This is a genomic window from Pelodictyon clathratiforme (assembly GCF_982375515.1).
This window is the reverse complement of sequence record NZ_OZ455102.1, coordinates 2,034,428-2,058,823: the sequence shown is the minus strand read 5'-3', so window position 1 is coordinate 2,058,823 and position 24,396 is coordinate 2,034,428. Positions and strand designations below refer to the sequence as shown.

Annotated in this window: 27 protein-coding genes; 15 read left to right on the top strand and 12 right to left on the bottom strand. The window is 47.3% G+C overall.

What is annotated here, in order from left to right; translation table 11 throughout:
- Nucleotides 1-201: 201 nt before the first annotated feature.
- The 9 genes from AC56AD_RS10010 to AC56AD_RS09970 all read left to right on the top strand — a co-directional run bounded on the left by AC56AD_RS10010 (nucleotide 202) and on the right by AC56AD_RS09970 (nucleotide 11,686).
- Entirely contained in the window at nucleotides 202-3,102 is a 2,901-nt protein-coding gene (locus AC56AD_RS10010) for an SNF2-related protein (protein ID WP_012508675.1), read from the top strand.
- An 11-nt stretch (nucleotides 3,103-3,113) separates the two neighbouring features.
- Complete coding sequence (locus tag AC56AD_RS10005; RefSeq protein WP_012508674.1) at nucleotides 3,114-3,464, top strand: HigA family addiction module antitoxin; 351 nt, start codon at nucleotides 3,114-3,116, stop codon at nucleotides 3,462-3,464.
- Nucleotides 3,465-3,514: 50 nt separating this feature from the next.
- Entirely contained in the window at nucleotides 3,515-3,724 is a 210-nt protein-coding gene (locus AC56AD_RS10000; protein WP_012508673.1) for a hypothetical protein, read from the top strand.
- A gap of 125 nt (nucleotides 3,725-3,849) precedes the next feature.
- Nucleotides 3,850-5,493 carry a site-specific DNA-methyltransferase gene (locus AC56AD_RS09995; RefSeq protein ID WP_012508672.1) on the top strand — a complete coding sequence of 548 codons (1,644 nt, stop codon included), beginning with the start codon at nucleotides 3,850-3,852 and terminating at the stop codon, nucleotides 5,491-5,493.
- 81 nt (nucleotides 5,494-5,574) lie between these two features.
- Nucleotides 5,575-8,265, top strand: coding sequence for a DEAD/DEAH box helicase (locus AC56AD_RS09990; protein WP_012508671.1), 2,691 nt, complete (start codon nucleotides 5,575-5,577; stop codon nucleotides 8,263-8,265).
- Nucleotides 8,266-8,357: 92 nt separating this feature from the next.
- Nucleotides 8,358-9,650, top strand: coding sequence for an NACHT domain-containing protein (locus tag AC56AD_RS09985; RefSeq protein ID WP_012508670.1), 1,293 nt, complete (start codon nucleotides 8,358-8,360; stop codon nucleotides 9,648-9,650).
- A gap of 56 nt (nucleotides 9,651-9,706) precedes the next feature.
- Nucleotides 9,707-10,174, top strand: a complete 468-nt coding sequence (locus tag AC56AD_RS09980) for a helix-turn-helix domain-containing protein (protein ID WP_041526412.1) — start codon at nucleotides 9,707-9,709, stop codon at nucleotides 10,172-10,174.
- An 11-nt stretch (nucleotides 10,175-10,185) separates the two neighbouring features.
- Complete coding sequence (locus AC56AD_RS09975; protein WP_049759884.1) at nucleotides 10,186-10,701, top strand: IS630 family transposase; 516 nt, start codon at nucleotides 10,186-10,188, stop codon at nucleotides 10,699-10,701.
- A 25-nt stretch (nucleotides 10,702-10,726) separates the two neighbouring features.
- The gene (locus tag AC56AD_RS09970; protein WP_012508669.1) at nucleotides 10,727-11,686 is read left to right on the top strand and encodes a formylglycine-generating enzyme family protein; all 960 of its coding nucleotides are present in this window, start codon (nucleotides 10,727-10,729) and stop codon (nucleotides 11,684-11,686) included.
- Nucleotides 11,687-11,861: 175 nt separating this feature from the next.
- Here AC56AD_RS09970 and AC56AD_RS09965 read toward each other — a convergent pair whose 3' ends face one another.
- Nucleotides 11,862-12,221 carry a tetratricopeptide repeat protein gene (locus AC56AD_RS09965; protein ID WP_012508668.1) on the bottom strand — a complete coding sequence of 120 codons (360 nt, stop codon included), beginning with the start codon at nucleotides 12,219-12,221 and terminating at the stop codon, nucleotides 11,862-11,864.
- Between the two features lie 428 nt (nucleotides 12,222-12,649).
- Nucleotides 12,650-12,844: a hypothetical protein gene (locus AC56AD_RS09960; RefSeq protein ID WP_041526521.1), complete on the bottom strand. Its 195-nt coding sequence runs from the start codon at nucleotides 12,842-12,844 to the stop codon at nucleotides 12,650-12,652.
- An 87-nt stretch (nucleotides 12,845-12,931) separates the two neighbouring features.
- Here AC56AD_RS09960 and AC56AD_RS09955 point away from each other — a divergent pair, with 87 nt between their 5' ends.
- The 3 genes from AC56AD_RS09955 to AC56AD_RS09945 all read left to right on the top strand — a co-directional run bounded on the left by AC56AD_RS09955 (nucleotide 12,932) and on the right by AC56AD_RS09945 (nucleotide 14,976).
- Complete coding sequence (locus tag AC56AD_RS09955) at nucleotides 12,932-13,981, top strand: Fic family protein (protein WP_012508667.1); 1,050 nt, start codon at nucleotides 12,932-12,934, stop codon at nucleotides 13,979-13,981.
- Between the two features lie 121 nt (nucleotides 13,982-14,102).
- Nucleotides 14,103-14,453: a DUF4019 domain-containing protein gene (locus tag AC56AD_RS09950; protein WP_012508666.1), complete on the top strand. Its 351-nt coding sequence runs from the start codon at nucleotides 14,103-14,105 to the stop codon at nucleotides 14,451-14,453.
- A 124-nt stretch (nucleotides 14,454-14,577) separates the two neighbouring features.
- Nucleotides 14,578-14,976, top strand: coding sequence for a tetratricopeptide repeat protein (locus AC56AD_RS09945; RefSeq protein ID WP_012508665.1), 399 nt, complete (start codon nucleotides 14,578-14,580; stop codon nucleotides 14,974-14,976).
- A 480-nt stretch (nucleotides 14,977-15,456) separates the two neighbouring features.
- Here the strand turns inward: AC56AD_RS09945 and AC56AD_RS09940 are convergent, their stop codons facing one another.
- Together AC56AD_RS09940 and AC56AD_RS09935 are read right to left on the bottom strand one after the other, a co-directional pair.
- Nucleotides 15,457-16,347 (bottom strand): nucleotidyl transferase AbiEii/AbiGii toxin family protein, encoded by an 891-nt coding sequence (locus AC56AD_RS09940; protein WP_012508664.1) that lies wholly within the window; start codon nucleotides 16,345-16,347, stop codon nucleotides 15,457-15,459.
- Nucleotides 16,337-16,753, bottom strand: coding sequence for a DUF6088 family protein (locus AC56AD_RS09935; protein WP_012508663.1), 417 nt, complete (start codon nucleotides 16,751-16,753; stop codon nucleotides 16,337-16,339). Before AC56AD_RS09935 ends, AC56AD_RS09940 begins: the two co-directional genes overlap by 11 nt.
- A gap of 44 nt (nucleotides 16,754-16,797) precedes the next feature.
- Between AC56AD_RS09935 and AC56AD_RS09930 the strand changes: the two genes are divergently transcribed.
- Nucleotides 16,798-16,983 carry a hypothetical protein gene (locus AC56AD_RS09930; protein ID WP_150085659.1) on the top strand — a complete coding sequence of 62 codons (186 nt, stop codon included), beginning with the start codon at nucleotides 16,798-16,800 and terminating at the stop codon, nucleotides 16,981-16,983.
- Nucleotides 16,984-17,346: 363 nt separating this feature from the next.
- Here the strand turns inward: AC56AD_RS09930 and AC56AD_RS09925 are convergent, their stop codons facing one another.
- The 4 genes from AC56AD_RS09925 to AC56AD_RS09910 are packed head-to-tail and all read right to left on the bottom strand — an operon-like array spanning nucleotide 17,347 to nucleotide 20,109.
- Nucleotides 17,347-17,607: a hypothetical protein gene (locus AC56AD_RS09925; RefSeq protein WP_012508662.1), complete on the bottom strand. Its 261-nt coding sequence runs from the start codon at nucleotides 17,605-17,607 to the stop codon at nucleotides 17,347-17,349.
- Nucleotides 17,608-17,657: 50 nt separating this feature from the next.
- Nucleotides 17,658-18,263 (bottom strand): cytochrome b/b6 domain-containing protein, encoded by a 606-nt coding sequence (locus AC56AD_RS09920; RefSeq protein ID WP_012508661.1) that lies wholly within the window; start codon nucleotides 18,261-18,263, stop codon nucleotides 17,658-17,660.
- A complete protein-coding gene (locus AC56AD_RS09915) occupies nucleotides 18,260-19,867 on the bottom strand; it encodes a tetrathionate reductase family octaheme c-type cytochrome (protein ID WP_012508660.1) in 1,608 nt (535 codons plus the stop codon). The genes AC56AD_RS09920 and AC56AD_RS09915 overlap by 4 nt, the downstream gene beginning before the upstream one ends.
- Before the next feature lie 59 nt (nucleotides 19,868-19,926).
- Entirely contained in the window at nucleotides 19,927-20,109 is a 183-nt protein-coding gene (locus AC56AD_RS09910) for a hypothetical protein (RefSeq protein ID WP_041526518.1), read from the bottom strand.
- Nucleotides 20,110-20,455: 346 nt separating this feature from the next.
- On the opposite strand from AC56AD_RS09910, the gene htpX reads away from it, so the two are divergent.
- Entirely contained in the window at nucleotides 20,456-21,331 is an 876-nt protein-coding gene (htpX, locus tag AC56AD_RS09905; RefSeq protein ID WP_012508659.1) for a protease HtpX, read from the top strand.
- 127 nt (nucleotides 21,332-21,458) lie between these two features.
- On the opposite strand, the gene AC56AD_RS09900 is transcribed toward htpX, so the two are convergent.
- The 3 genes from AC56AD_RS09900 to AC56AD_RS09890 all read right to left on the bottom strand — a co-directional run bounded on the left by AC56AD_RS09900 (nucleotide 21,459) and on the right by AC56AD_RS09890 (nucleotide 23,749).
- A complete protein-coding gene (locus tag AC56AD_RS09900; protein WP_012508658.1) occupies nucleotides 21,459-21,875 on the bottom strand; it encodes a hypothetical protein in 417 nt (138 codons plus the stop codon).
- Nucleotides 21,865-22,338, bottom strand: a complete 474-nt coding sequence (locus AC56AD_RS09895; protein ID WP_041526824.1) for a hypothetical protein — start codon at nucleotides 22,336-22,338, stop codon at nucleotides 21,865-21,867. The genes AC56AD_RS09900 and AC56AD_RS09895 overlap by 11 nt, the downstream gene beginning before the upstream one ends.
- Before the next feature lie 244 nt (nucleotides 22,339-22,582).
- Nucleotides 22,583-23,749, bottom strand: a complete 1,167-nt coding sequence (locus AC56AD_RS09890; protein ID WP_012508656.1) for an ATP-binding protein — start codon at nucleotides 23,747-23,749, stop codon at nucleotides 22,583-22,585.
- A gap of 103 nt (nucleotides 23,750-23,852) precedes the next feature.
- On the opposite strand from AC56AD_RS09890, the gene AC56AD_RS09885 reads away from it, so the two are divergent.
- Nucleotides 23,853-24,020, top strand: coding sequence for a hypothetical protein (locus tag AC56AD_RS09885; RefSeq protein WP_012508655.1), 168 nt, complete (start codon nucleotides 23,853-23,855; stop codon nucleotides 24,018-24,020).
- Between the two features lie 57 nt (nucleotides 24,021-24,077).
- Here the strand turns inward: AC56AD_RS09885 and AC56AD_RS09880 are convergent, their stop codons facing one another.
- Nucleotides 24,078-24,386 carry a (2Fe-2S) ferredoxin domain-containing protein gene (locus AC56AD_RS09880; protein ID WP_012508654.1) on the bottom strand — a complete coding sequence of 103 codons (309 nt, stop codon included), beginning with the start codon at nucleotides 24,384-24,386 and terminating at the stop codon, nucleotides 24,078-24,080.
- Nucleotides 24,387-24,396: the final 10 nt, after the last annotated feature.

Sequence of the window (24,396 nt, the reverse complement as noted above, 5' to 3'; positions counted from 1 at the left end):
TTCTGTATGCAGCAGAAAGGAAGGCGCTTTGTTGCATCAAACGAAGTTTTTTTTAGACTGCAAAATCGTGCTGCCAGGTTAGAGGTACCATCAAAAAACACAATTATTTTTCTTGCCGTGCTTTGGCTGTAATCGTATATTTAAAAACGATACAATCAGTTACCTTACGCGTTGTTTTCTGGCTTCAACCTTATCCTTTCAGTGAATACAGAGTATCATGCCAAATATATAGCCTGGGAGCTGACACGCCGTCACTCTTCTGCTGATCTCTGCAAGTTGACGGCATCGCTGCAGGATGCCCAGGTTGACTTGAACCCTCACCAGATTGATGCTGCTTTATTCGCTTTCAAATCGCCCTTATCCAAAGGGGCAATTCTTGCTGATGAAGTCGGTCTTGGAAAAACGATTGAAGCCGGTATAATACTTTCCCAGCTTTGGGCTGAGCGTAAAAGAAAGCTGCTGGTAATCTGTCCGGCAAGTCTGCGCAAGCAGTGGAATCAGGAACTGGCCGACAAGTTTTACCTTCCCTCGGTTATTCTTGAATCGAAATCATTTAATGCCGAGAAAAAAAAAGGAAATCGAAACCCCTTTGAGTGCCAGGAAATTGTTATCTGCTCCTTTCAGTTTGCACGTGCCAGGGAAGATCTCCTTGGCTTTGTTCAATGGGATCTGGTCATTATTGACGAGGCTCACCGGCTTCGTAATGTCTATAAGTCGTCCAACCGCATCGGGCAATCAATAAAGAACTCACTTTCCGCCTGCAAAAAAGTGCTTCTGACGGCCACACCGCTGCAGAATTCGATTCTGGAGCTGTACGGCATGGTCAGCATCATTGACGACTACGCTTTCGGTGACCTGAAAAGCTTCAAGAGCCGCTACTCCCGCATCCTCGAAGATGGTAATTTCAATGAGCTGAAAGAGCGCCTGAAGCCGCTTTGTAAGCGAACGCTGAGGCGCCAAGTGCTTGAATATGTCAAATACACCAACCGCCTCGCCATTGTTCAGGAGTACTATCCCTACAAGGAGGAGCAGGAGCTTTACGATCTCGTTTCCAACTATCTGATCAAGCCCGACCTGTACGCCCTGCCGGTCAGTCAGCGCAAGCTCATGACGCTGATACTCCGAAAACTGCTTGCCTCGTCAACCTTTGCCATTCAGGGTACCCTTGAAGGACTTGCCGCAAAGCTTGACGCCCTGCTTGACCGGCAGGCACCGAACAGTGATAATGAGACCATTTCCCTCGACTTCGAGACCTTTGACGAATTGCGTGAAGAGTGGCAGGAAAACGGCGAACCTCCTCTTGATGAAGCTGAAGAACCTCTCACGCAGGAAGAGCGGAAAGCGGTACTTGCTGAACGGAACGAACTGAGGGAGTTCGCCCGACTTGCCAGAATCATTCAGAAAAACTCGAAAGGTGACAAGCTGGTAACCGCCCTGAGCGGCGGATTCAGGAAACTGCAGGAGCTCGGAGCGCCAGAAAAAGCCATTATTTTTACCGAATCAACCCGTACACAGCTCTACCTGAAAAAAAATCTCGAACTGCAGGGAGTTGGCGGCAAGATCGTGCTCTTCAACGGTTCAAATAACGATCCGGAATCGAGAAAAATTTACAAGGCATGGATTGAGCAGCATAAAGGTACCGACCGGGTAAGCGGTTCGCCTACGGCCGATATGCGTCAGGCTCTGGTAGATTATTTCCGGCACGAAGCAACCATCATGATTGCTACAGAAGCTGCTGCCGAAGGGATCAACCTGCAGTTCTGCTCGCTGGTGGTCAACTACGATATGCCCTGGAATCCTCAGCGTATCGAGCAGCGCATTGGCCGCTGCCATCGCTACGGTCAGCGCTTTGATGTCGTTGTCGTCAACTTTCTGAACATGGCCAATGAAGCCGATAACAGGGTTTTTCAGTTGCTCGACCAGAAATTCCGGCTCTTCAGCGGCGTATTCGGAGCCAGCGATGAGGTACTTGGTAGCATAGAGGGCGGCGTTGATTTCGAAAAACGGATTGCCGCTATCTATCAGGAATGTCGCAGGTCTGAAGAGATACAGGAGGCTTTTGACCGACTGCAGGAGGAGCTTGAACACAATATCGAGGAACGGTTCGAAAATACCCGTCAGAACCTGCTGGAAAACTTTGATGAAGAGGTTCACCAGAAGCTCCGCTTCAGCCTTGAAACAGGACGGCACTACCTCAACCAGTATGAGCAGTGGCTCTGGCAGATCACCCGGTACTTCCTGCGCGACTGTGCGGCATTCGATCAATCCGATAATGCCTTCAGGCTGCATAGCAATCCATTTCCCGGCGAACAGATACACCCCGGACCCTATCTGCTGCTGCGAACGGCGGCCAACAGAAAAAAGTCTGAAATAGAAGTAGAGGACGATACCAACATCTACCGTGTCGGCCATCCGCTTGCCCGCCGGATTATTGAAACATGCAAAAAGCAACCACTTGAGCCGAGAGAGCTGCTCTTCGACTATTCCGGCACCCCCAAACAGATCACTCTTCTTGAGCCCTTCGTTGGAAAGAGCGGATGGCTCCAGCTTCGCTGCCTGACCATCTCCTCTTTTGAAACCGAGGACTTTCTGCTGCATACCGGATTTACCGAAACAGGCGAACTGCTCGACCACGACCTCTGCCGTAAATTTTTCTCACTCGACGCAACAGTGGGAAAAACTCTTGTGCTCCCGGAGGAAGTTGGAGAGCGGTTTACAATCATGAATAAAGAGGCTGCCGAAGTAATCCTCAAGGAAAACAACACCCGAAACGCGCAGTTTTTTGATGATGAATACGAAAAGCTCGACAAATGGGCTGAAGACATGAAGCTCAGCCTTGAGCGCGAGATTAAAGACCTTGATGCGGAAATCAGGCTCCGCAAGGCTGAAGCCAGAAAGCTCTCCGATCTTGAAAGCAAGGTAAAGGAGCGTCGCAACGTAAAAGAACTTGAAAAGCAGCGCGACGAAAAACGGCGCCACCTTTTTGAGGCGCAGGATCAGATTGAAGGCAAAAAAGATCTATTATTAGAGGATGTAGAAGCGAGAATGAAACAACAGGTAAGCCAAAACATTCTGTTTTCAATTCGATGGGAATTACAATAATATGAACTGACATGAAGAGTGCATATAAAACAAGAGAGGATATTGCTGTTGCGCGTGAACTTGTTTCCTGCCCGGGTGTTACGCTTGCCGAACATCTTGAGTTTACGGGGATAACGCTGGCGGAGTTGGCTGATCGCATGGGCAGGCCGGAACAGAGCATAAATGATATTATTCAAGGCTCAGCTCAGCTTACACCTGAAACGGCGCTACAGCTTGAGCGCGTTGTCGGTATCCCTGCTGATTTTTGGATGAATCTTGATCGCAACTACCGCCTGAGGATTGCTGAAATTAATGAAGCTGAAGAGCGCCTTGCTGAGGCAGAGCGGGCAAACAGTTGTTCGAACAAAGTTTTGCTTCAATAACAAGCAGGCATTGTTGAGAGCTATCTATAATTTAAAAGAGGAATTAGACTATGGTACACAAGCTGTATGCAACCTATGACGGTCATGTTCTTCTGCCCGAAGGAGAGGTTGACTTATTACCGAATCACAGGTATTTGATTAAAATTGAGAGTCCACAGCAACAAAGAGCTGAGCCCAAAAAGAATGTTCTGCAGCGACTTTCAGAAAAAGCAATGGATCTAGGAGTGTCTGATTTGGCCTCTCATACGCAAAGATGGTAAGTGATGTGTTGTATTACCCCACGCTGGTTTGTGCAGAGGTGTGTTTACAACGAAAAGCGTCATATATAACTTGTTTTTAAAAACGGATTGTTGGAGTATTGAAACTGAAGGGTTGAATTGCATTAATGAAACCAAATCAAAAATTAGAGCTGACCTGGATAGGAAAGGGTGAAGAGCCGAAGCTTGAGCCGAGGATTCTCATCGAGCAGCCGGAATACAGTTGTGGTGACCCCGGTAGCGGCAACATGCTGATTCAGGGTGACAACCTGCTTGCACTGAAGGCGCTGGAGCAGGACTATGCGGGGAAGGTCAAATGCATCTATATTGATCCACCGTATAACACAGGCAATGCGTTTGAGCATTATGACGACGGGATTGAGCACAGCCAGTGGTTGAACCTGATGGCACCCCGGCTGAAAATCCTGCGCGACCTGCTGGCTAATGATGGTTCAATCTGGATCTCGATTGATGATGATGAAAGCCATTACCTCAAGGTGCTTTGTGATGAGATTTTCGGAAGGCGCAACTTTGTCAATAATGTGATCTGGGAGAAAAAATATTCACCTCAAAATGATGCGAAATGGCTCTCTGACAGCCATGATCATATTCTTGTCTATGCCAAAAACAAGGAGATCTGGAGGCCGTATTTATTGCCGAGAACTGAAGAAATGGATAAGCGATATAAAAATTATGATAATGATTTACGGGGTCTCTGGAAATCAAGTGATTTATCCGTAAAGACATATAGCTCGTCAACTGACTACCCAATACAAATACCAAGTGGCAGAATCGTTAATCCACCTGCTGGTTATAGTTGGAGAGTTTCAAAAGAAAAATTCGAGGAACTCGTTAAGGATAATCGAATATGGTTTGGAAAAGATGGTAATAATGTTCCTTCGATAAAGCGTTTTTTAAGTGATGTTCAAGAAGGATTAGTCTCAAAAACAATTTGGTATCGTATAGAAGTTGGTGATAACCAGGATGCAAAAAGAGAAGGGAAGCAATTCAATTCTGAGAATGTTTTTGCTACGCCAAAACCAGAAAAGCTTGTTTATCGGATAATGGCACTTGCCTCCCGAGAAGGAGATCTTGTTCTCGACTCTTTCCTTGGCTCCGGCACAACTGCAGCCGTAGTGCATAAAATGGGCCGAAAATGGATCGGTATTGAGCTTGGTGAACATGCAAAAACGCATTGTTATTCTCGCCTGAAGCAGGTAGTTGATGGTACCGACCAGGGTGGTATCAGCAAAGCTGTTGAGTGGCAGGGTGGCGGCGGCTTCAGGTTCTATACGCTTGCCCCTTCTCTCCTGAACAGGGACAAATACGGGAACTGGATTATCAGCAAGAAGTACAATCCCGATATGCTTGCAGCCGCAATGGCAAAGCAGGAGGGGTTCCGATACCTGCCAGATGAACATGTCTACTGGAAGCAGGCTCGAAGCAGCGAAAAGGATTTTCTCTTCACCACAACCGGCTTTATGACGGTTGAAATGCTTGACGGAATTCATGAAGAGATGCAGCCGGATGAAAGCCTGCTGCTTGCCTGCAAGGCCTATCAGAAAGAGTGTGCCCATCGCTACCCGAATATTTCCATCAAAAAAATTCCGAACATGCTGCTTGGCCGGTGCGAATTTGGCCGGGAGGATTACAGCCTGAATATTGTGCAGGTGCCTTACGATCGTGCGGAGGAGGAGGTGCCGGATGAACCGGAGTTGGCTATTGAGAGTGAGGAAGTTGAAGAGTCAAGACAGACCGACCTTTTTGAGTGATGATACAGAGCTTGTCCTGAGGCAGAGATCGTTATTAAGGGCGAAGTGGCAATACAACCAAAACGTTTAAGAACCCCCTTCATGAATTCTAAAGCAGCATACATCAAGCAACGCCTCTCCCTCCGTGAACCGCTACGTGAAGCGCTCGATATTGTGGCAGAACTTGCCGAAGCTCTCTCCCTTGAAAAAAACGGTGATCTTGATGGTGCGCTTGAGATCGTCTCTTCCCGTTATCCCTCCTGTACCGATTTTGAACGGGCATTTCCCTCACTCTGTTTTTCCATTGCCACCGGAGTCGGAAAGACCCGCCTGATGGGTGCCTGTATTGCCTGGCTCTATCTGCAGAAAGGGATCAGGAACTTCTTTGTGCTTGCGCCGAATCTCACCATCTACGAAAAGCTGATTGAGGATTTCGGTAATCCCAACTACAGCAAATATGTCTTCAACGGCATTGCCGAGTTTGTCTATAACCGGCCGGTGGTTATTACCGGCGACAATTATGAGCAGCAGGGTATCCTTTTTCGTGATACGGAAATCAGGATCAACATTTTCAATATCTCCAAGTTCAACCGTGATGCCGCTCCGGCAAGCAAGGGCAAAGAGAAAGGGAAGCCGCCCAGAATGAAACGGCTGGCGGAGTATCTTGGCCACTCCTACTGGAGCTATCTCTCCGGACTGAATGATCTGGTGATTCTGATGGATGAGGCGCACCGTTACCATGCTGATGCCTCCCGCAATGCCATTAATGAATTAAAACCTGTGCTTGGTCTGGAGTTGACGGCGACCCCGACCGATGAAAAAGGGTTGCCGTTCCGCAATATCGTCTATGAGTATACGCTTGCCCGTGCGCTGGCTGACGGCAAATACATCAAGAATCCGGCCATTGCAACCCGCAAAAATTTTCAGCCGAAAGGGCTTACCGATAAAGAGATCGAGATCATCAAGCTTGAGGATGCCGTCAGCCTTCATTGGGATACGAAAACCGAGCTTGAAGTCTATTCCCGAACGAATGGCGTTGAAAAGGTCAAACCCTTTATCCTTGTGGTTTGCCGCGACATCAACCATGCACGTGAAACGGCTGATTATCTCCGATCCGCCTCTTTTTTCAATGGCGCGTTCAGTGACAAGGTGCTCCAGATTGACTCCTCAACGCGCAAGGATGATGAGGTTGAGCGGCAGTTTGTCGAGCTTGAAAACGCCGATAACGATATTGAAATTGTTGTCCATGTCAACATGCTCAAAGAGGGGTGGGATGTCAGGAATCTCTACACCATTGTTCCCCTGCGAGCAGCAAACGCCTCTATTTTAATTGAACAGACAATCGGGCGGGGTTTGCGTCTTCCCTATAACGGTGAACGGACCGGTGTTGACAAAATCGACAAGCTGACCGTTGTAGCCCATGATAATTTTGACAAGGTTATTGCCGAGGCTCAGAACCCCGAATCGGTGCTCAATAAATTCACCTATATCGAGATTCCGGAAGAGGAGCTTGGAGCAAAAACTGTGGCGGTGACCGCACTGCCCCGTGTTGAAAATGAGGTGCAGCAGGAAACTGAGCGCATAGCTTCCATAAAGGATGAAGGGGAACGGCGGAAAGCAACGCGATCACTTGATGCCAAAAAAGCGATTATCAATGCCTTGCCATCCTTCAGTGCTGCCGAGGGAGTCACCAGCAGCGCAGATCTGCTGAAGCCGGAGGTCAGGCAACTGGTGATGCAAAAGGTAGAGCACGATCTTGGTCAGGGGCAAATTAACCTCTTTGCCGGAGAGATTCTGGTTGAAGCCGGGATCGCTTATGCCGATACCGTAGCCAGTTACCGCAAGAACAGCATTGATATTCCCCGAATGGATCTGGTGAAGGGTGACGTTCCCGTGTGGTTTGAGGATTTTGATCTTGATGTGACGAGCGGATTCGATTTCCGCATCATGGCTGAAGAGATCATCCGCCGCAACCTGAAAGACAACATGGTGGACACGATCGGTGTGCAGCAGGGAGCATTGGGACGGGAAACACCGAAAAACCAGATTGTTGCTGAAGTGCTCAACTACTCCACCGAGGTTGACTACGACAGCAATGCCGATCTTCTGCACAAGCTTGCCCGGCAGGCGCTGGAGAAACTTGAATCCACTCTTGACGACACGACTCAACTTCCGACACTGGTCTATCAAGCTCGCAAGTTTATTGCGGCCAATATCGGTGATCAGATGAAAAAACATTTCCGGATGGGTGAACCGCACTACCGGGAGCCGAAAGTGCTGCCCTTTGTCAAAATTGAACAATGGGACGGCTCTGCTCTCGCACTAAATGGTTACAAGGATTACCGTGATCCGGTAACTCCCGTCAACACCATCCCCAAATACGTCTATCGCGGCTTTGAAAAAGCCTGCCACTTCGAATACAAATTTGACTCCAAAGCTGAAAAAGAGCTTGCTTTTGTGCTGGAACACGACATTCAGGTGCTCAAATGGCTCCGTCCTGCTCCAAACCAGTTCAGGATCTACTGGCAGAACAACACAAAACGCTACGAACCCGACTTCATTGTTGAAACCGCCTATTCTATCTATATGATCGAAACAAAAGCTGCCAACGAACTCGACAGCCGGGAAGTTCTGGAAAAAACCGCTGCTGCACTGCGGTATTGCTCCTATGCCACCGGCTTTACCACCGCCAACAACGGAAAACCCTGGAAATACCTGTTGATTCCCCATGATCAGGTCGCTACGACTTCAAGCTTTGAATATCTGGCTGGGCGGTTTGAGATGAAGTGCTGAAATGGATATTTTTCGGTATGGTATTTTTGTTAAAATCAGATGATTGTTCTGCAGAGCTGATTTCTTCAATCATAATCAATCAAGTTCATTAAATGGACCCAATATATGAGCAGATAGCGGAATTGCCCTGGATTAAAGGGCTGCTTGAGTTGGCAGGAATTGATGAAAAATATGTTTCATTATTATCGCTGATTATTGTTGTTGCTGTAAGTGTTGTGATCATTACATTTGTCAGAAAAATATGGATAAAAATTAATGAGTGGCATAGTATCATTAAAAAAGCACGTGATTTGAAGCCTGAGTTTGAAAAGGATGATATAAAGGAATTAAGTCACATATTCATCAGGACAACTGCGGCGGAAAAGTCGCCTAACAGGTATGATAATCCGGGTGAAGCCTATAAGTATACAGGGAAAACATACGATCTTATTGATTTTATGTTAAAAAAATCATTTAATGAAAACGTAGAAAGTCACAAATATTATCTTGTCCTTGCTGATTCAGGGATGGGCAAGACTGCATTTATGCTTAATCTGTATTTGCAGAATTATTCGTATGTAAATTTCTTTGATTTTCTTTTCGGAAAAACATATACCATCAAGCTTCTTCGCTTTCAAAGCCGGAATGCCGATAAACCGGATGATATTCTGGAAAGAATAAAAAATATGAATTGTGATGATATTCCAAATACGATTCTCTTGCTTGATGGTCTTGATGAAGATCCCTTTATCTTTCCAAAAGATAAATCCCGATCAGATGAAGAGGCATTTAAGCTGCGGGTCGATCAAATTGTTGATGCTACTTGCCGGTATAAAGAGGTCGTTATTACCTGCCGTACACAGTATTTCCCCCAACAAGAGGATGACCTCTATGAACTGAGTATAAGAAAAGGTGGAGGCGGATTTCATACATTTCAGAAATATTATATTTATCCTTTTTCTGATGCAGATGTGCATAAATATCTTAATCAAAAGTATGGTTCTAGTGTTTTGCAATACCTTCATGGAAGAAAAAAAGAAATAGCCTTGCAGGTTGTGAAAAACAGCAATAATCTGATGGTTCGTCCCATGTTGATGAGCTATATTGATTATTTGGTTGAAGATGACAGGGTTTATACCAGTAGTGTACAGATTTATGAGGCACTTATTGAAAAATGGCTCATGAGGGAAGGTGCGAAATGGAAAAGGGTGTCTGAACGGGAAGTTTTTGTTCGCGCATTGAAAAATTTTTCACTACAGGTTGCTATAGAAATCTATAACAATTGGCTGAATAATCGGACATTTTATATTACAAAGGACAAGGCAATAGAAATTGCCGGAAAGTGTGAATATCCAATAGATCGTCACGAAGCAACAGGAAAATCATTGCTAAGCGCTCAACAATAAATTATTCCGTAATATAAGGGCAAGAAGGTAAACACAAACACCTGCCCTTGTAAATCATGAAGTTAAGTTACTTTGAATTATCTGCCATCGATCGTGCAAAGCTACAACAAATTGTGGCAAAAGGAAGAGATTGGCAAGCACGTCATCGGGCTCAAACACTGTTATATTTCAACGACGGGTTGAGTGCAAAGACCATCGTGGCATTGCAAGACCTGAATATCGATACGGTTTATGACCGACGTAAGAACTGGTTATCAAAGGGGTTTGCTGCTTTATATGACAGGCATCGAAGCGGCGCACCTCCGAAACTAAACGCCATTCACCTTGAACAGATCACGATTTGGGCGGAAAAGGAAGCACTGACAGCTCCAGCGATAGTGGCTCGGTTAAAGGAAGAGTGCAATGTAAACGTGAGCGTTGGTACCGCAACTAATGCGTTGAAAGCACTTGGTTTTGTCTGGAAACGTACACGCCTGTGGTTAAAAAAAAACGAGATGAAGTCCGGTTTCGACAAGCACAGTTAGAAATAGAATTGATGAAAGATGAAGTCGAACGCGATGAGAGGATCTTAGCCTTTGTAGATGAGACTGGTTTCGCACTGGCCCAGCCAAACCGCAGCGCCTGGACTCCGATAGGCAAATGTCACAAGATTGACGCCAACCGGGGAAAACGCCTGAATGTCATCGGAGCCATGCTCTCAACGGGTGATTTGTTCTCAGTTGCGCTGTGGCAAACAACAGATTCACTTATATTTACCGGCTTTCTTGGTCTGCTGATGAACTACGTGGGTAAACCTTTAACGGTCATTCTGGACAATGCGTCATTCCATAAAGCGAAAGCGGTTCAACCGATGTTAAAGGTGCTGGCTCAAAAGGGGCTGACTCTTTATTTCTTGCCACCTTACAGTCCAGAACTCAATCGAATTGAAAAGTATTGGCACAAGGTGAAGTATGAATTGATGGAATTCAAGACGCGAAATGAAAAAACCCTTGAAGAAGATGTTCGAAAAATCTTAGCTGGTTTTGGTACTGATTACGTAATGACTTTTTGATGAGCGCTTAACCTGTGACGCAAAAATGAACTGGAAATTTTCACACAAATCAATTCTGGAGTTTCTTGTTGCAAAAGAAGCGGTTGGACGTTTTGATTTTGCCTGTACCCTTGATTTTTCAGGTATGGATATGGCAAGGTCATTCTGTTTTGAATTTGGCATAAATCCTTTTGTGCTTTCAAATTATATCGAGGTTAAAGGCGATGTATTCGTCATGGGAAGTCCGGAAAATGAAGCGGGTCATCGAGAAGATGAAAGACAGCATTCTGTAAAAATAGCTGATTATTCTTTGTATAAATTTGCTGTTTGTGTCGGGGATTTTAAAAGATTTATTGATGATTCGGGCTATAAGACTGATGCTGAAAAAGAGAACTTCAGTTTTGTTTATGATGGGAAATCAGGGAAGAGAAAAGATGGTATCAATTGGTCTCATGATTTGTCGGGTAATGTGCGTGAGCCATCAGCATATAATCATCCGGTATTGCATGTAAGCTGGAATGATGCGGAAGCATATTGCGCATGGTTGAGTAAAAAAACGGGTAATACTTTCCGATTGCCGACTGAAGCTGAGTGGGAGTTCGCTTGCCGTGCAGGATCAGAAAAACCGTTTCATACTGGTGATAATCTTACGACTGGCCAGGCAAATTATAATGGAAACTATCCCTTTAACAATAGTGTAAAAGGGATTTTCAGAAAAAACACTCTGCCTGTTGACAGTTTAGAACCCAATGTCTGGGGTTTGTATAATATGCACGGCAATGTATGGGAATGGTGCAGTGACATGTATGGTAAGAATTATTACGACGAATGCAGGGCGAAAGGCACTGTTGAGAACCCTGAAGGTCCGACAACGGGTTCGCACCGTGTAATTCGTGGCGGGGGCTGGAACTACGTTGCCGTTTACTGTCGGTCGGCGTATCGGGACAACAACGCCCCCGGCTACCGGTACGACCTCGTGGGCTTCCGCCCGGTTTTCGTCCCGTAGTCAGTTGGCAGCTCATTCCGGCTTTGTTTTTGAGTGAGAGGGCAGTACCAACATTTTGGTGAGCAGCGGAGAGGGACGAACCGCTGCACGCCAAAATGTTCCGGTAACAACCGACTACAGAAATGACCACCGAAGGTGGTCCGACGATTTTTTTGAAAAAGGAAATAGCCGCCCATCATAGCTCCGATGTCTTATTATCCTGCCGCTTTTCCCTGATCACAAGCGCACGCCTGAAAAGCGGCTCTGCTTCAGTGTACCTGCCTACCGTTTGAAGGATTAGTGCGTAAGCATTGAGATACACAGGATCCTGATCATCAGTCGTGGCCGCTTGCTTATAGCACCGCTCGGCTTCGGGGTAGTTAATCTGGCGTTCATAGTTCTGACCTTGCAGATATAATTCCCTGGCACGGTTATCAATTCTGGTGATTTCACCAAAGCAGTCAAAGCCAATACCGATAAGAGCTATTACCATAATGATCAATACTCGAACACCGGTAAGTGCAACTGGAGCGACGTTATGAAAAGATTTTTTCATGCCAAAAGAAGGATAGAAGCAAAAAAAGAAGTAAACTTTTTTGGAAGAGATAACATGTAATACTTGTTATTCATAGCGATATTACTTTGTTTTGGAGCCATTTTCAGATAACTGGATAAACTTTTTTAATAATGGCCTACCCCTTGGGATGTCGCAAAAGATCTCGGGGTATCTGTTTCGACGCCTTACCGATGGATTCCTGCATCTAATAATCCTTAACGAGTTTTAAAATCCGGTGCGACGTGAAGTCGTCGAATTGAATTGCTCTTTACAGATCCGCATTTCTGTAATGCCTTACCCCTCAGGCTCAGAGTCGCCAAAGTTCCCTTGGATTGCACTCTGAAGGTGGGTCAGGATTCTGGCTTTCGCCTTCAGGTCTGAAAGAGCCGACAATCACGCATCAAAAAAGGATGATCGAATAAAAGTATTCATGCGCCACTACCGTATCCATACAGATACTTCTTTGCAAGTTTTTTTAGCTTTTTCCCCCTTCCCTGATAAAGATGAGGGTACCAACCGTCAATATCAAGTCTGATTTTCCGTTTTTGGCCTATTCTTGTTTTCCGATCACATCTCCACCCCTCCCTTTTCTTTTCAACCCTCCATGTGAACTCTTTTGGCAAGTGTCGGATCTCGTCAAGGGTACATTTTGCCCCGTTTTTTTGGGTCTTTGACTTGGAAATGGGTGTTAATGGGTGTATTATTGGTTTATGCTTCGAACCGACACTCTTCAAATTACCCCGGAGATCCTGAACCTGATCGCTCAGATCGACGAGTTCAAAGGCGCTTGGCGTGCTTTAAGCACACTCGCTCCAGATCGCCTCTCAGCTTTACGCAGGGTCGCGACCATTGAGAGTATTGGATCATCAACTCGCATTGAGGGCAGCAAACTCTCTGATCGAGAGGTAGAACGTCTGCTTTCTAACCTAAAAATCAACTCTTTCGATACGCGTGATGAGCAAGAAGTTGCCGGTTATGCCGGGCTGATGGACCTGGTGTTCGAATCGTGGCCGAGCATCCCGTTCAACGAGAACCACATCAAACAGTTACATCAAATCTTGCTGCACCACAGTGAGAAAGATGCCCGGCACAGGGGGCAGTACAAAACCAACTCCAACAGCGTCGCTGCCTTTGATGTACATGGCAAGCAGCTCGGTATCGTGTTCGAGACAGCGACCCCCTTCGACACCGCTCGTCTCATGGCCGAACTGGTGACTTGGGTGAAGGATGAACGTGAGTCTGCGCAACTGCACCCGCTGCTGATCATTGCTATCTTCGTGGTGCTCTTTCTCGGAATCCATCCCTTCCAGGATGGTAACGGTCGGCTCAGTCGTGTGCTGACCACCTTGCTGTTACTTCAGGCGGGGTATGCCTACGTCCCGTACAGTTCATTGGAAAGTGTTATCGAACTCAACAAGGAAGCCTACTATCTGGCACTGCGCTCTACCCAGGGGACGATCCGTACCGATGCGCCAAACTGGCAGCCATGGCTGGTGTTTTTCCTGCGTTCGCTCTCCGATCAGGTAAACCGTCTTGAGAAAAAGGTTGCGCGAGAGAAGATCGTTTTAGCCTCCTTGCCGGAACTCTCACTCCAAATCGTCGAGTTTACCCGTGAACATGGGCGCATAACAATAGGAGATGCGATCAAATTGACTGGCGGCAACCGCAACACCTTGAAGGGACATTTCCGAAACCTGGTCGAACGCGGTCATCTTATTCGGCACGGCAGTGGGCGTGGTGTCTGGTACGAACTGAGGTAGCTTGGAGAGCATGCAACACGGGGGTATGTATGGACTAAGATGAGAACGGCCTATGCGAATCCAAGCCACACCGCGAGCACCCGGTTAACGGCAAGCATTGAGGCATCATCAAGTTTTCCAAATGTCGGTACAATTTATTCACGCGGGACGGTCTGAACCTTGTCTCTCTTTATTAGACGGCGGGAACTACTCTGGAAGTTGGAATGAAGCTTCTACCTATTTCAAAAAGGTTGAAACTGAAGAACGATGGGTACAACTATCGGTAGGGATTCGCACGCCGCTCGGCAAGCTCCTCAATCGCAAAGTAAAGAACGTCAAGGAGTCAAACACTCTTCCGGGCGTTCCAGATGGAAAGTATGCCGTCATCACGTTTCAAACAGAATTTGAGCATAATAAATCTACCGTTGAAACAGTGACATTAATGTTCGAAAACGATAGCGCATGGAGATCTGTAGGGTACTGGATCAATTGATAGCCCGTAACGTCGCTTCGCATCATCCTTTTCCTTGAGACCGCAACACGAATACAATAATGCGCAAAAGAACTGCAGAGCAAGCCATTCCGTAAATATCGGGGAAACATTACTTGAAAAGAACATGAAAAGTAAATATCTCTTTTTTTCAGTGTGCCTGGCTTTGGGAAGCATTCTGGCAGACACTCATCTGCTTTATAGTATGGGGACAGAACATGCCGATAAGCTGTCGGAATTACGGTATAAGTCCGGGCATGGTGACGCAGAGGCTCAATACAAACTCGGAGTGCTGTATGCTTCAGGAAAAGGTCTTACCCAGGACTATTCCCAGGCGATAAAGTGGTGGCATCTTGCTGCAGATCAGGGTAATGCAGAAGCCCAATACAGTCTGGGAGTAATGTATGGCACCGGCAATGGTGTGAAACAGGACGATTCCGAGTCGGATAACTGGTTGCAGTTATCCGCAAAGCAGGGGTATGCACCAGCACAAAAGTTGTTGAATAAATTGAAGGAGAAACAATAAGAAATAGGGGAAAACATGCCAAACGGGGGGGGCACTCCCCCCCCCGGAGGTCGGAGCTGAATAGGTTACAACGCTGAGCTTTTTTGCAGATGCAGACTCAGGTACGAAACAGGGAATGAGCATAACCCGTTCGGGAATGGCATCCCGATGTTCAATCGAAAGGACGATGAAAAACGCTTCGTCTATGCTGGGCCTCCCTCGGTTTTGCCTGTTCTCCTGTAACAGTAAACCGGGGAGACAACGACGGAAAAGCGGAAAATGGATGCCGCCCCAAAAGCGAGCATCCATACCGGCTACACCAGGCAATCACTCCTTTGCAGCATCCCTCCCGCAACTCAAAATCATCAAGAGACTCTTTGAGGATTTCATCACTGATCCGACGGCAGGATCCAATTCTGAAACCGGAACACGCATCAAACCGCGATGTACACGGGAGCAAATTCGGCAAGGTTTGAGAAGCTATGGCGAAATAAAATTCCGTTAGCGATCAACCAGATAAACCAAACGCTCACACGCATCAAGCGCTGATTCATATGGAATGATTTCATCATCCCGAGCAAAAGACATATCCTGCACGAACGATTGATAGGCTTCTTTCCATACGGCATTTTGCAAATTTGTCATAACGCCACGAAGCCGCTGTTCTTGAGGAATATCACTGCGATTGTAATCGCCAGCAATGGATTGGCGAACAAGGTCTGGAAACTTGACGTTCGATGCAATCAACGTTTCAAGTGCTGCCAGATCATGAACGTGCCGTATCAGGGTTTTATCTTGGCGTTCCTCTTCGTCCAACAATCTCCACGAAAGCGCACTTAACTTGTCCGCTGCGATTTCGACCGGATCGATATATGGCATAGAGCCAATTTCGGCGGGCTGCCCTTCCGTAAATCTTAACAGCGACTGCACTGGCTTGAACACAACAGGCATTTGTGGCGCTACAAAACGCACCTCAACACGGATATGTGTTCTCAATCGTTGGTTCCGCATAAATGTTGCACCATAATCCAGTTCAAGTGAAAAGAATCTGCTTCCATCGCGTACCATCGGTTTGGCGACCAGAACCAATCCTCCATCTTCAAGAGCAGCAATTATTTTCTTGCGAGTTTCACGATAATACTTGTGCCCGGCAGGGGTTATGGTGGCTTTAAAATCAACATCTTCAGAAAAGCGCTTGATAAGTCCTGCTTTTGCTAACGATGTTCCACCGCCAAAAGCCAATTGTAACCCTTGGATGTGAAGACCGTTAAGCAATGTAAGCGCTCGAACCACATGCCAATCTTTCTCAATAAAGGCTTCGTCAGTTGTAACGAGTATACCAGCAGCACGTTCAATGGCCGTTTTTGTTGGTAGAACTTGATTAATCGGCATGTTCAAACCTCATGCTATACCCGCTGAATCCAATACGGCGACGAACACGTTTTCGCACACCGATCACGCGACCTGTTGGAACCTGAGTCGTGTTGCCCGCATTGTACTTGATTTCCATTGCTGTTGGGCCTGTAGGAATATCCAGCTTCTTCAGTGCCTCCAGTACCAGACTGTTAAGGCTTTTGGGCAAGGAGGGACGGGCATCAATCGGTGAGAGAGTCGCACGCACATAAATGCCTTGGCCAATTTTGATAAGTGTTCCCTCTTTAACCAACCGAAGCAGGCAGCGGCCAACCTGATCATAGCCTCCAAGATCAAGAAAATCTTGTCGCACAAGAACGTCATTGCGCTTGCGCCTGATGCGGCTGCTCATCTTGAAGAGCAGTGTCTCTTGTAACTTTTTCATGTTGTCAATTTACGACATAGAGCAGAGAAAATCAACTCATTTATATGGCACTTAGAGATATTGTAAGCAAGAGTATACAGACCCTCATCCGCCTGAAAAAAGGATTGTCGACTATCCATCCGATCCGGCTTGACGAATTCAGGATCAGCATCTGCCTGCGTATTCATTTGCCTGACATTGTCGAAGATGGCATCTGTTTCTGCTGTTTTTTTTCGACTTTGGTTTTCTGAACGGTACGTAGACGGTAGTTTTGACGATTCAAAATATTTGAAAGTGTACGAACCGCGGGCAAAGATTCTTCTGGCCATCCTTCGGCAACAAGGGCATTGGTTCATGCTTCAAACCCCGTCGTAACGCAGTAACCTGTTTCCGGAGGCCAGTTCGAAATATTCGCCAAGGTGCGTTTCTGACTTTGTCGTTCTCACGCCAGGACTCACTGAGCAAGATGGAGTGACGAGAGTTTCTATTTGGGACAATGTCGACGTGCATGGATTTATTACCCGTTCAGGACAGTGATGGTTACTGAACTGAACGGGGAATATTTTCACTCATGGTGATCTGCAGACGTTGACGCAATCGCAGAGAGCGTTACGTTACTTTTTTGGCCCATTGGGAGCGCTCATGCCGCTTCCGTCGGCGATACCGTCACCGGAATTAGGTGCTGGGCCTTCTGATTCGCCGCCAGAGCCCTTTGGAGCGGAATCAGCAGTTGTCTCCTCCTCATTTCCGCCATTAAGGATAATCCCCGACAAATTCGGGAGTTTCAGATCAAACCCGGCAGCATATACCGGTTGGAGAGTGGCGCTGGCAATGATTATGCCTGCTGTGGCCAGAATTGAAATAACTTTTTTCATGGAACTCCTCCATTACAGGTTTCTTTGCATGATTAATCGTGGCTGCTGTTTCACTCTTCAACTTCTTCCCAACCCGTGATCATTGCCTTGATGTTGGATGTCGGGGTATGGCCGGTTGTGGTCATATAGATATGCATGATGACAAACCCGACAAGCATGTATGCCAGAAAGGTATGAATAAGGGCAATAGGCTCAATCCAGCCGGGGTTCATGCCTGCTGCAACAAGTTCGTTGAAGTAGTAGTAGGCAAACCCGAAAATGATCTGCAGCGGTAATCCTACGAGCGTCAGCATCAGATAGGTAATGCGCTGCAGCGGATTGAGCCGTGAAATTTCATTTTTTTTGAACGGATGCGGTTCGTTTTTGAAGATCCCGATCAGATAGTAGCGAGCCTGCATCATTATTTTTTCAAGCAGGTTTCCTTCGGTCAGATACTGGCGGAAATCACCTGTTGTGATGTACCAGAAAAATGCCAGGAGGATAAAGCTTGCAAGGCCCCAGGCAAAGAGGTTGTGTACGTGGAATGCGGTTTCGTATCCCATGAGGTTAAACAGTCCATGCACTTCGAGACCGGTAATCAGGAGCGAGAAGATGATGAACGCCTGCATCCAGTGCCAGAAACGTTGAAATCTTGCATAAAGGTAGATTTTTTTCATGATGCACCTTCCGACTTGGTTTTTTTATGGGAAAAATATCTCATGAAGGCGTGAATCAACACTCCGATAAGGGAGCCAGCAATGGTAACAAAGCCTGCAATTTCAACAAACGGGCTGGCATCTCTTCCTGGCAGGTAGAAGCCACCCAGTTTTTCAAGCCTTCCGTTCCGGGAATGGCATTCAGCGCAACTCATTGCATCCTCTTTGGGAGATACCATGTGCGAAATGGGCCAGGACATCTCCGTTTCAACAAAGCCATACGTTCCGCTGTACTTGAGGTTTGCATACTCCATACCTTTCTGTATTGCCGTACCCCAGTTGAAGTCAGACCAGTAGGCTCCCGACCCTTTCTCTCCGTAAAGCAGTGGTTTTACAAATTGTTTCAGCACTGGATCGTAGGGCTGTTTTCCCCGGTGAACCTTGAATGGCCAGATTCTCGAAAGGGTGTCGCCCGGATGGCCATCAGGATGATTGATGGCGACAACGGTCGAATCGTTGATTTTTGTCAGGAATGTTACGTAATTCATTTTGCCATTGAACCAACGGTATTCGGGTTCAATATTTTTCGACCACTTGAATTCCCCTTTTTTGCTGATATAGAGAGGTATGCCGGAAGCGTCCACGCGGGTAATCTCTTTTCCCTCTTTATCAAATTTGCCTGCTTGAGACCAGTCCCACCACATTTTTGTCGCTCTTTTTTTTGCGATAGTTGGTATATGGCAGGTTTGACAGGCGACCTTGTCGATATGATCATTGAGTTTTTTCAGCTTTTTATGCGGTTTCAAACCGTGACAGGAGATGCATGTTGTCGGGTAGTCATCGGGAAGGGGATAGTCGAAACCATGCATATCGCGTGCCGTAGGTTCGTAACGGCTGCCCGGCACCTGGTGCCCTTTGGTTTTGTGGCAGTCGATGCAGGTCATGTCGAGCTCACCCTTTCCGGTTGCCATATGCACATCGACGCTTTTGTCGGGTTTGATCAGTGAGTTATCGAGGTCGCCATGCTTTACCGCATCGGCTCCGCCGCCTTCGAAATGGCAGACGCCGCAATTGTGACGGTCGGGATTCTGCACATGCTGGGCAATGTGAGAGAGATCGACTTTAGGATAGAGCTTGTTTTCAAAAGTGGTGCTGGTATAGGCCGGATGTCCCGCTCCGGCAGGGAGCTTTTTGTAGGTGCCTGTTCCGTCGTGGCAGACAATACAGTCAACGTTTTTTTCGCTGGTGAAATCGAACTGCTTGTCTTTCCAGTTGTAGCCGATGTGGCATGATGTACATCTCGGTTCGTTACCCCCAACAGAAATACAGAAATTGTTGACGACGTGCTGCTTTCCGAGCATTTTTCCATCTGTCATGGGAACTTCCCATGTCCAGTGTTTGGTTCGATGAATCTGTTTGGCGGCTTCGGTATAGCATTTCAGGCAGGCTTCCGTTACCTCGGGCCCGCTTTTGAACTCCTTTTTCAGCTCCTGGAATTTTGAATGATCAGCAGTTGACCTGATCAGGGGATCAACTGGCTGGTGGAAAGGTTTGGCAAAGAGTAAAGAGAAAAGAAAAAGAGAAACAAGAACCGGTACCAGCCGGAGGAGGATCAGTTTTTTCATGATATCCGGTGTTTGGTTAGTGATTTATAGTAAACCGTACCACTGACCGTAATGTACAGCTATCTTATTGAATTTAAACTATATAACAATTGTTTATTCTCTCTGGGCATGGCTTTTTCAGCTTTTTGATGGTTTTTATTGAGCTGGTTTGACACTCTGTTCTGCTCTTTTTCTGCAGGTATTGCTTTTGATTTTGGGGGGTTGATGTTCGGTATTGCCGCCAGGTATGGGATGATATCCATACGGGATCGTGTTGATCAGCTTTCGGATTGAGGAGAGATGGTTGTCGGGAAACGCAGCAATGGATGTGAGGGAGTGGATGAGCTGGAGATGCTGATCCGGAAATAAAAAAAAGTTGCCCTGTTTTGTATATTGGCAAGGGTATCTCCACTATGAAAATCTGATAAAGGAGAGGTCAATGCCATGACGAGCGAGACTGGACGCATTGTGAACCTGGCTATCATGTGATGATTCGGGATATAGAACAGGGGAGCCGGGTTTGGGTCGATAACGCGGGAAGAGCTGTTTGGGTTTGTAAATGATGCATGCATTAATCGAAAATTATAACATATACGCAGGAGGATTTGTATGAAACGGGTGATTCTTTTTTTGTTGACAAACTTTGCCGTGATGCTGGTGCTGTCGGTCACTGCCCGTATTCTGGGTGTTGACCGCTTTTTGACCAGCAATGGATTGAATATGGGTATGCTGCTGGTATTTGCTGCCCTGATTGGCTTTGGTGGCTCCTTTATTTCGCTCCTGATGTCCAAAACCATGGCGAAATGGAGCACTGGCGCACAGGTTATCAAACAGCCTTCCAGCCAGGAGGAGGTATGGCTTGTGGAGACTGTGAGAAGACTTTCCACTAAAGCCGGTTTCGCAATGCCCGAGGTGGCCATTTATGATGGCGCTCCCAATGCCTTTGCCACAGGCCCAAGCAAGTCCAGATCGCTGGTGGCGGTCTCGACCGGACTGTTGCACAGCATGGATCGCAAACAGGTGGAAGCCGTATTGGCTCACGAGGTTTCCCATATCAACAACGGCGACATGGTGACCCTGACGCTGATACAGGGAGTGCTCAATACTTTCGTGATCTTTCTGTCGCGTATCATTGCCTATGCGGTGGACAGCTTTCTTCGCAGGGACGAAGATGAGTCGGGCAGTCCGGGCATTGGCTATTGGATCAGCAGTATTGCATGTGAAATCCTCTTCGGTATTCTGGCCAGCATTGTTGTCATGTTCTTTTCACGCAAGCGGGAATACCGGGCCGATGCGGGAGCGGCTGCACTGATGGGTGACCGGCGTCCGATGATTGACGCCCTGCGTGCCCTGGGGAACCTCGATGCCGGTCAGTTGCCGAAAGAGATGGCAGCCAGTGGGATTGCCGGCGGTGGCATGATGGCGCTTTTCAGCAGCCACCCGCCCCTTGAATCCCGGATTGCAGCGCTGGAATCGGCACGTTGAGAGTAATGCTATCAGCAAAGAGGATGATCAGCCTTCATGAATTTACTCACTCCCTTATGCTGTGAGGTCACGGAAGAGATCCCTGCACAGAAGTGAGGGGGGAGCGGAGGATCTCTTGATTCAGGATTTACATCTCTTCGATCTGATGGAGGATTTCCCGCAGTGAAACGCTCTTTGCCAACTTTTCTTCGTCAGTGATGGAATTGAAAAAACCGATAATGGAGTTGCCGCCGATACCGATCGGGGGATACTCTTTTTCGGCAAGTGTCGGCATCAGGGCAAGGAATTTCGATATCCTCTCTTTGTCCATGCCGTTGATTCTGCCGAGGACATCTGCTGTGATACCGGCAGAGGCATCCTCGCCGAGACCGGCAACGTAGGCGGCGCTCTGTATTGCGCCGTACTGGAAGCCAACTACCGCAAAGACGATATCCGGGTTCGTGCTGCGTTCCAATCCGACAGGGCATTGCCCGATCGCTTCAGCAAGGAACTGCAGCGCCATTTTTGTTACCGCTTCGATCTTTTTTTCTTGATTATTCTGCATCTGCTTTCTGTTTTGCCGGGCGTTCATATTTGAAGATGCAGACGGGGCTGCCGAGAGCCTGACGAGAGAGAATTTCGCCTTTCATCTCCGGGAAAGCCCTGCGGGTTGCATCCATATCGAGTTCGCAGATGACATGGCAGGGTATATCGAAGCCGAATTCCTTGCATACTTCAAGGTAGGGGCAGACCTTCTGTATTTCGAGGGCGGCGTCGATACCTCTGTTTGAGATGTCTACGGCCTCCATCTCCATGCCGATTGTATTGAATATGGGGATGGACTGGCGGAACCCTTCGATGAGGGTTGGCAGTGCAAGCAGCGGCCCCATGCGCTGCTTCTGCAACTCGGGAAACCCTATGAGCATCGTTTCCCAGGCCTGCTCCTCTCCATACTCTGCGCGAAGTCCCCTGAATCTCGAAAACTTCTTTCTGGCAGCCTCCAGCAATTCTGATTGAGCGTTTTGCATCGCTTGTTCTCCCGGTTTAACGTTATAGGAGTGCACGTTTGCGTCCTCCTCCATTGTCAAGATACGGGGCTCTCTCTCTATCTTCAAATATCCATGTCGTGCGTTGTGGAGTGAGCTAAAAAGCCTTGCCTATCATTCCGTTTTCTGTAACCACCGGGAAGGCGCCCTTCGTTGACGATATGCTGACGGAAACCCTGAGGACGTTGGTGACCCGAATGGTCAAGAATTCTCAAACATTGCGTATTCAGGTGCTTTTGATGTACTCCCGTATTTCCTTGAAAAGATCAGTGAGCGTCACAACGGAGAATCCCTGTTTGAGCGGGTAGCTCTGTGAAATCGGGGCGACAATGAATGTATGTAAGGGTGCAATGTCCTCTATTGCAGAATAATTCCCTCTTGAAAGTGTTGGCGCTGCGGATGCCTTGCACTCAATGGCAAGCAGGCTTCCTGAAAGCTGGAACAGGATGTCGATTTCTGTTCCGTTGGAGGTTCTGTAAAATGAGAGTTCTGCACGCGGAAATATCCCTTTGAGATTGGTAATCACCGTGCTCTCCCATAATGAACCGAAAACCGGATGGCCTGCAAGTTGATTGAAATCGTACAATCCAAGCAGCGCAGAAATAATGCCGGTGTCAGTAATATAGACTTTGGGTGTTTTGATCAGGCGCTTGCCGGTATTGGAGATGAACGGCGGCAGGATGTGCACCATAAAGGTCTCCTGCAGCAAATCAAGGTAGTTTCGCACGGTGGTGTGGCTGATTCCGAGAGAACCACCGATTGTCGAGAGGTTCACGGTCTGTCCGTTGTTATGGGCCAGCATCAGCCACAATCGTCGCATGGTCTGTGGTGAAAAACCGCTCCATTGCAGTAGATCGCGCTCAAGGAAGGTTGCAATAAAATCTTCCCGCCACTGATATGAAACTTCCGGTATCTTTTGCAGCAGACTTCGCGGGAAGCCGCCAACGGTGAGATAGTGCTCGTATGAGACATGATCGTTAACCTCCTCCCACAAAAAAGGGGTCAACTGCTTGTAGGTAATGCGTCCGGCAAGTGATTCCGAACTCTGCCTTAGAAGATCACGGGAGGCTGAACCGAGAACAAGAAAGTGGCCATTTTCACCCCAATCATCCACCATGCTGCGGATAAGGGGAAAGAGATCGGGTTTTCGTTGTACTTCATCAATGCAGATCAGCTTTTCCTTTTGCGAGATAAAAAACCATTCCGGCTCTTCGAGTTTTCGCAGGTCGGAGGGCTTTTCAAGATCGAGGTAGAGAAATGGACGATTGTAGGTCAGAAGATGGCGTGTCAGGGTTGATTTTCCACATTGTCTTGGCCCGATAACTGCGGTGACCGGGGAATTCTTCAGCCCGTTCTCGACCTCGGTTGTTATCAAGCGCTTCAGATATTTCATTGTCGTAAGTATGCAGATTGAATATGCCAATTTCAATTTACATACTTATTTCTCGAAAACACAAAAATATGCCAAGGTGAACGGTACGGGAGCTTCAGAAATTATGAAAATCTATACCGTATTGATGGTAATGCTGGTAGCTCTGGCAGGGTGTTCAACTTCACTCAAAGGCAGCGTCGGCGCCGCCGGTAATCAGGATGCTTCAAAAAATGGTAACAGTGTTGCAAGTTCTACAGAGACAAACCAGTCTGCTGTAGTCGCAGGAAACTGACCAAAAAAATGTGTCGTGCTATCTTTTGAAGCTAAAAGATAGCACAACCACAATGAATCAGCTTATCAGGTGTGCTTCGCAGGCTTCCCCCTCTTCAAGAGCGTCGAGGATTTCGTCGATTTTCTCCTCGCCGTCCACTTCGCCGTACCAGAAATTTTCAGGATAGACCACCAAAACCGGCCCTTTTTCACAAAGGTTGAGGCACCCTGTTGCCGAGACAGTGACGTCGGTCATGCCGCGGTCGGAGAGTTCGCTTTCGATATAGGGAATCAGGCTGAGCGACTCTTTTTTGTGACAGATTCCCTGAGGTGTTCCCTGTGCCCGGAAGCTTGCGCAGACAAGAATGTGATGTTTTGGTTTGTCCATGATCGTTTTT

What these genes read in the sequence shown, in the direction of transcription:
- AC56AD_RS10005 (WP_012508674.1), top strand. Translation starts at nt 3,114, where the DNA reads ATGAAGAGTGCATATAAAACAAGAGAGGATATTGCTGTTGCGCGTGAA.
- AC56AD_RS10000 (WP_012508673.1), top strand. Translation starts at nt 3,515, where the DNA reads ATGGTACACAAGCTGTATGCAACCTATGACGGTCATGTTCTTCTGCCC.
- AC56AD_RS09995 (WP_012508672.1), top strand. Translation starts at nt 3,850, where the DNA reads ATGAAACCAAATCAAAAATTAGAGCTGACCTGGATAGGAAAGGGTGAA.
- AC56AD_RS09990 (WP_012508671.1), top strand. Translation starts at nt 5,575, where the DNA reads ATGAATTCTAAAGCAGCATACATCAAGCAACGCCTCTCCCTCCGTGAA.
- AC56AD_RS09985 (WP_012508670.1), top strand. Translation starts at nt 8,358, where the DNA reads ATGGACCCAATATATGAGCAGATAGCGGAATTGCCCTGGATTAAAGGG.
- AC56AD_RS09980 (WP_041526412.1), top strand. Translation starts at nt 9,707, where the DNA reads ATGAAGTTAAGTTACTTTGAATTATCTGCCATCGATCGTGCAAAGCTA.
- AC56AD_RS09975 (WP_049759884.1), top strand. Translation starts at nt 10,186, where the DNA reads ATGAAAGATGAAGTCGAACGCGATGAGAGGATCTTAGCCTTTGTAGAT.
- AC56AD_RS09970 (WP_012508669.1), top strand. Translation starts at nt 10,727, where the DNA reads ATGAACTGGAAATTTTCACACAAATCAATTCTGGAGTTTCTTGTTGCA.
- AC56AD_RS09965 (WP_012508668.1), bottom strand. Translation starts at nt 12,221, where the DNA reads ATGAAAAAATCTTTTCATAACGTCGCTCCAGTTGCACTTACCGGTGTT.
- AC56AD_RS09955 (WP_012508667.1), top strand. Translation starts at nt 12,932, where the DNA reads ATGCTTCGAACCGACACTCTTCAAATTACCCCGGAGATCCTGAACCTG.
- AC56AD_RS09950 (WP_012508666.1), top strand. Translation starts at nt 14,103, where the DNA reads ATGTCGGTACAATTTATTCACGCGGGACGGTCTGAACCTTGTCTCTCT.
- AC56AD_RS09945 (WP_012508665.1), top strand. Translation starts at nt 14,578, where the DNA reads ATGAAAAGTAAATATCTCTTTTTTTCAGTGTGCCTGGCTTTGGGAAGC.
- AC56AD_RS09940 (WP_012508664.1), bottom strand. Translation starts at nt 16,347, where the DNA reads ATGCCGATTAATCAAGTTCTACCAACAAAAACGGCCATTGAACGTGCT.
- AC56AD_RS09935 (WP_012508663.1), bottom strand. Translation starts at nt 16,753, where the DNA reads ATGAAAAAGTTACAAGAGACACTGCTCTTCAAGATGAGCAGCCGCATC.
- AC56AD_RS09930 (WP_150085659.1), top strand. Translation starts at nt 16,798, where the DNA reads ATGGCACTTAGAGATATTGTAAGCAAGAGTATACAGACCCTCATCCGC.
- AC56AD_RS09925 (WP_012508662.1), bottom strand. Translation starts at nt 17,607, where the DNA reads ATGAAAAAAGTTATTTCAATTCTGGCCACAGCAGGCATAATCATTGCC.
- AC56AD_RS09920 (WP_012508661.1), bottom strand. Translation starts at nt 18,263, where the DNA reads ATGAAAAAAATCTACCTTTATGCAAGATTTCAACGTTTCTGGCACTGG.
- AC56AD_RS09915 (WP_012508660.1), bottom strand. Translation starts at nt 19,867, where the DNA reads ATGAAAAAACTGATCCTCCTCCGGCTGGTACCGGTTCTTGTTTCTCTT.
- AC56AD_RS09910 (WP_041526518.1), bottom strand. Translation starts at nt 20,109, where the DNA reads ATGGATATCATCCCATACCTGGCGGCAATACCGAACATCAACCCCCCA.
- htpX (WP_012508659.1), top strand. Translation starts at nt 20,456, where the DNA reads ATGAAACGGGTGATTCTTTTTTTGTTGACAAACTTTGCCGTGATGCTG.
- AC56AD_RS09900 (WP_012508658.1), bottom strand. Translation starts at nt 21,875, where the DNA reads ATGCAGAATAATCAAGAAAAAAAGATCGAAGCGGTAACAAAAATGGCG.
- AC56AD_RS09895 (WP_041526824.1), bottom strand. Translation starts at nt 22,338, where the DNA reads ATGCAAAACGCTCAATCAGAATTGCTGGAGGCTGCCAGAAAGAAGTTT.
- AC56AD_RS09890 (WP_012508656.1), bottom strand. Translation starts at nt 23,749, where the DNA reads ATGAAATATCTGAAGCGCTTGATAACAACCGAGGTCGAGAACGGGCTG.
- AC56AD_RS09885 (WP_012508655.1), top strand. Translation starts at nt 23,853, where the DNA reads ATGAAAATCTATACCGTATTGATGGTAATGCTGGTAGCTCTGGCAGGG.
- AC56AD_RS09880 (WP_012508654.1), bottom strand. Translation starts at nt 24,386, where the DNA reads ATGGACAAACCAAAACATCACATTCTTGTCTGCGCAAGCTTCCGGGCA.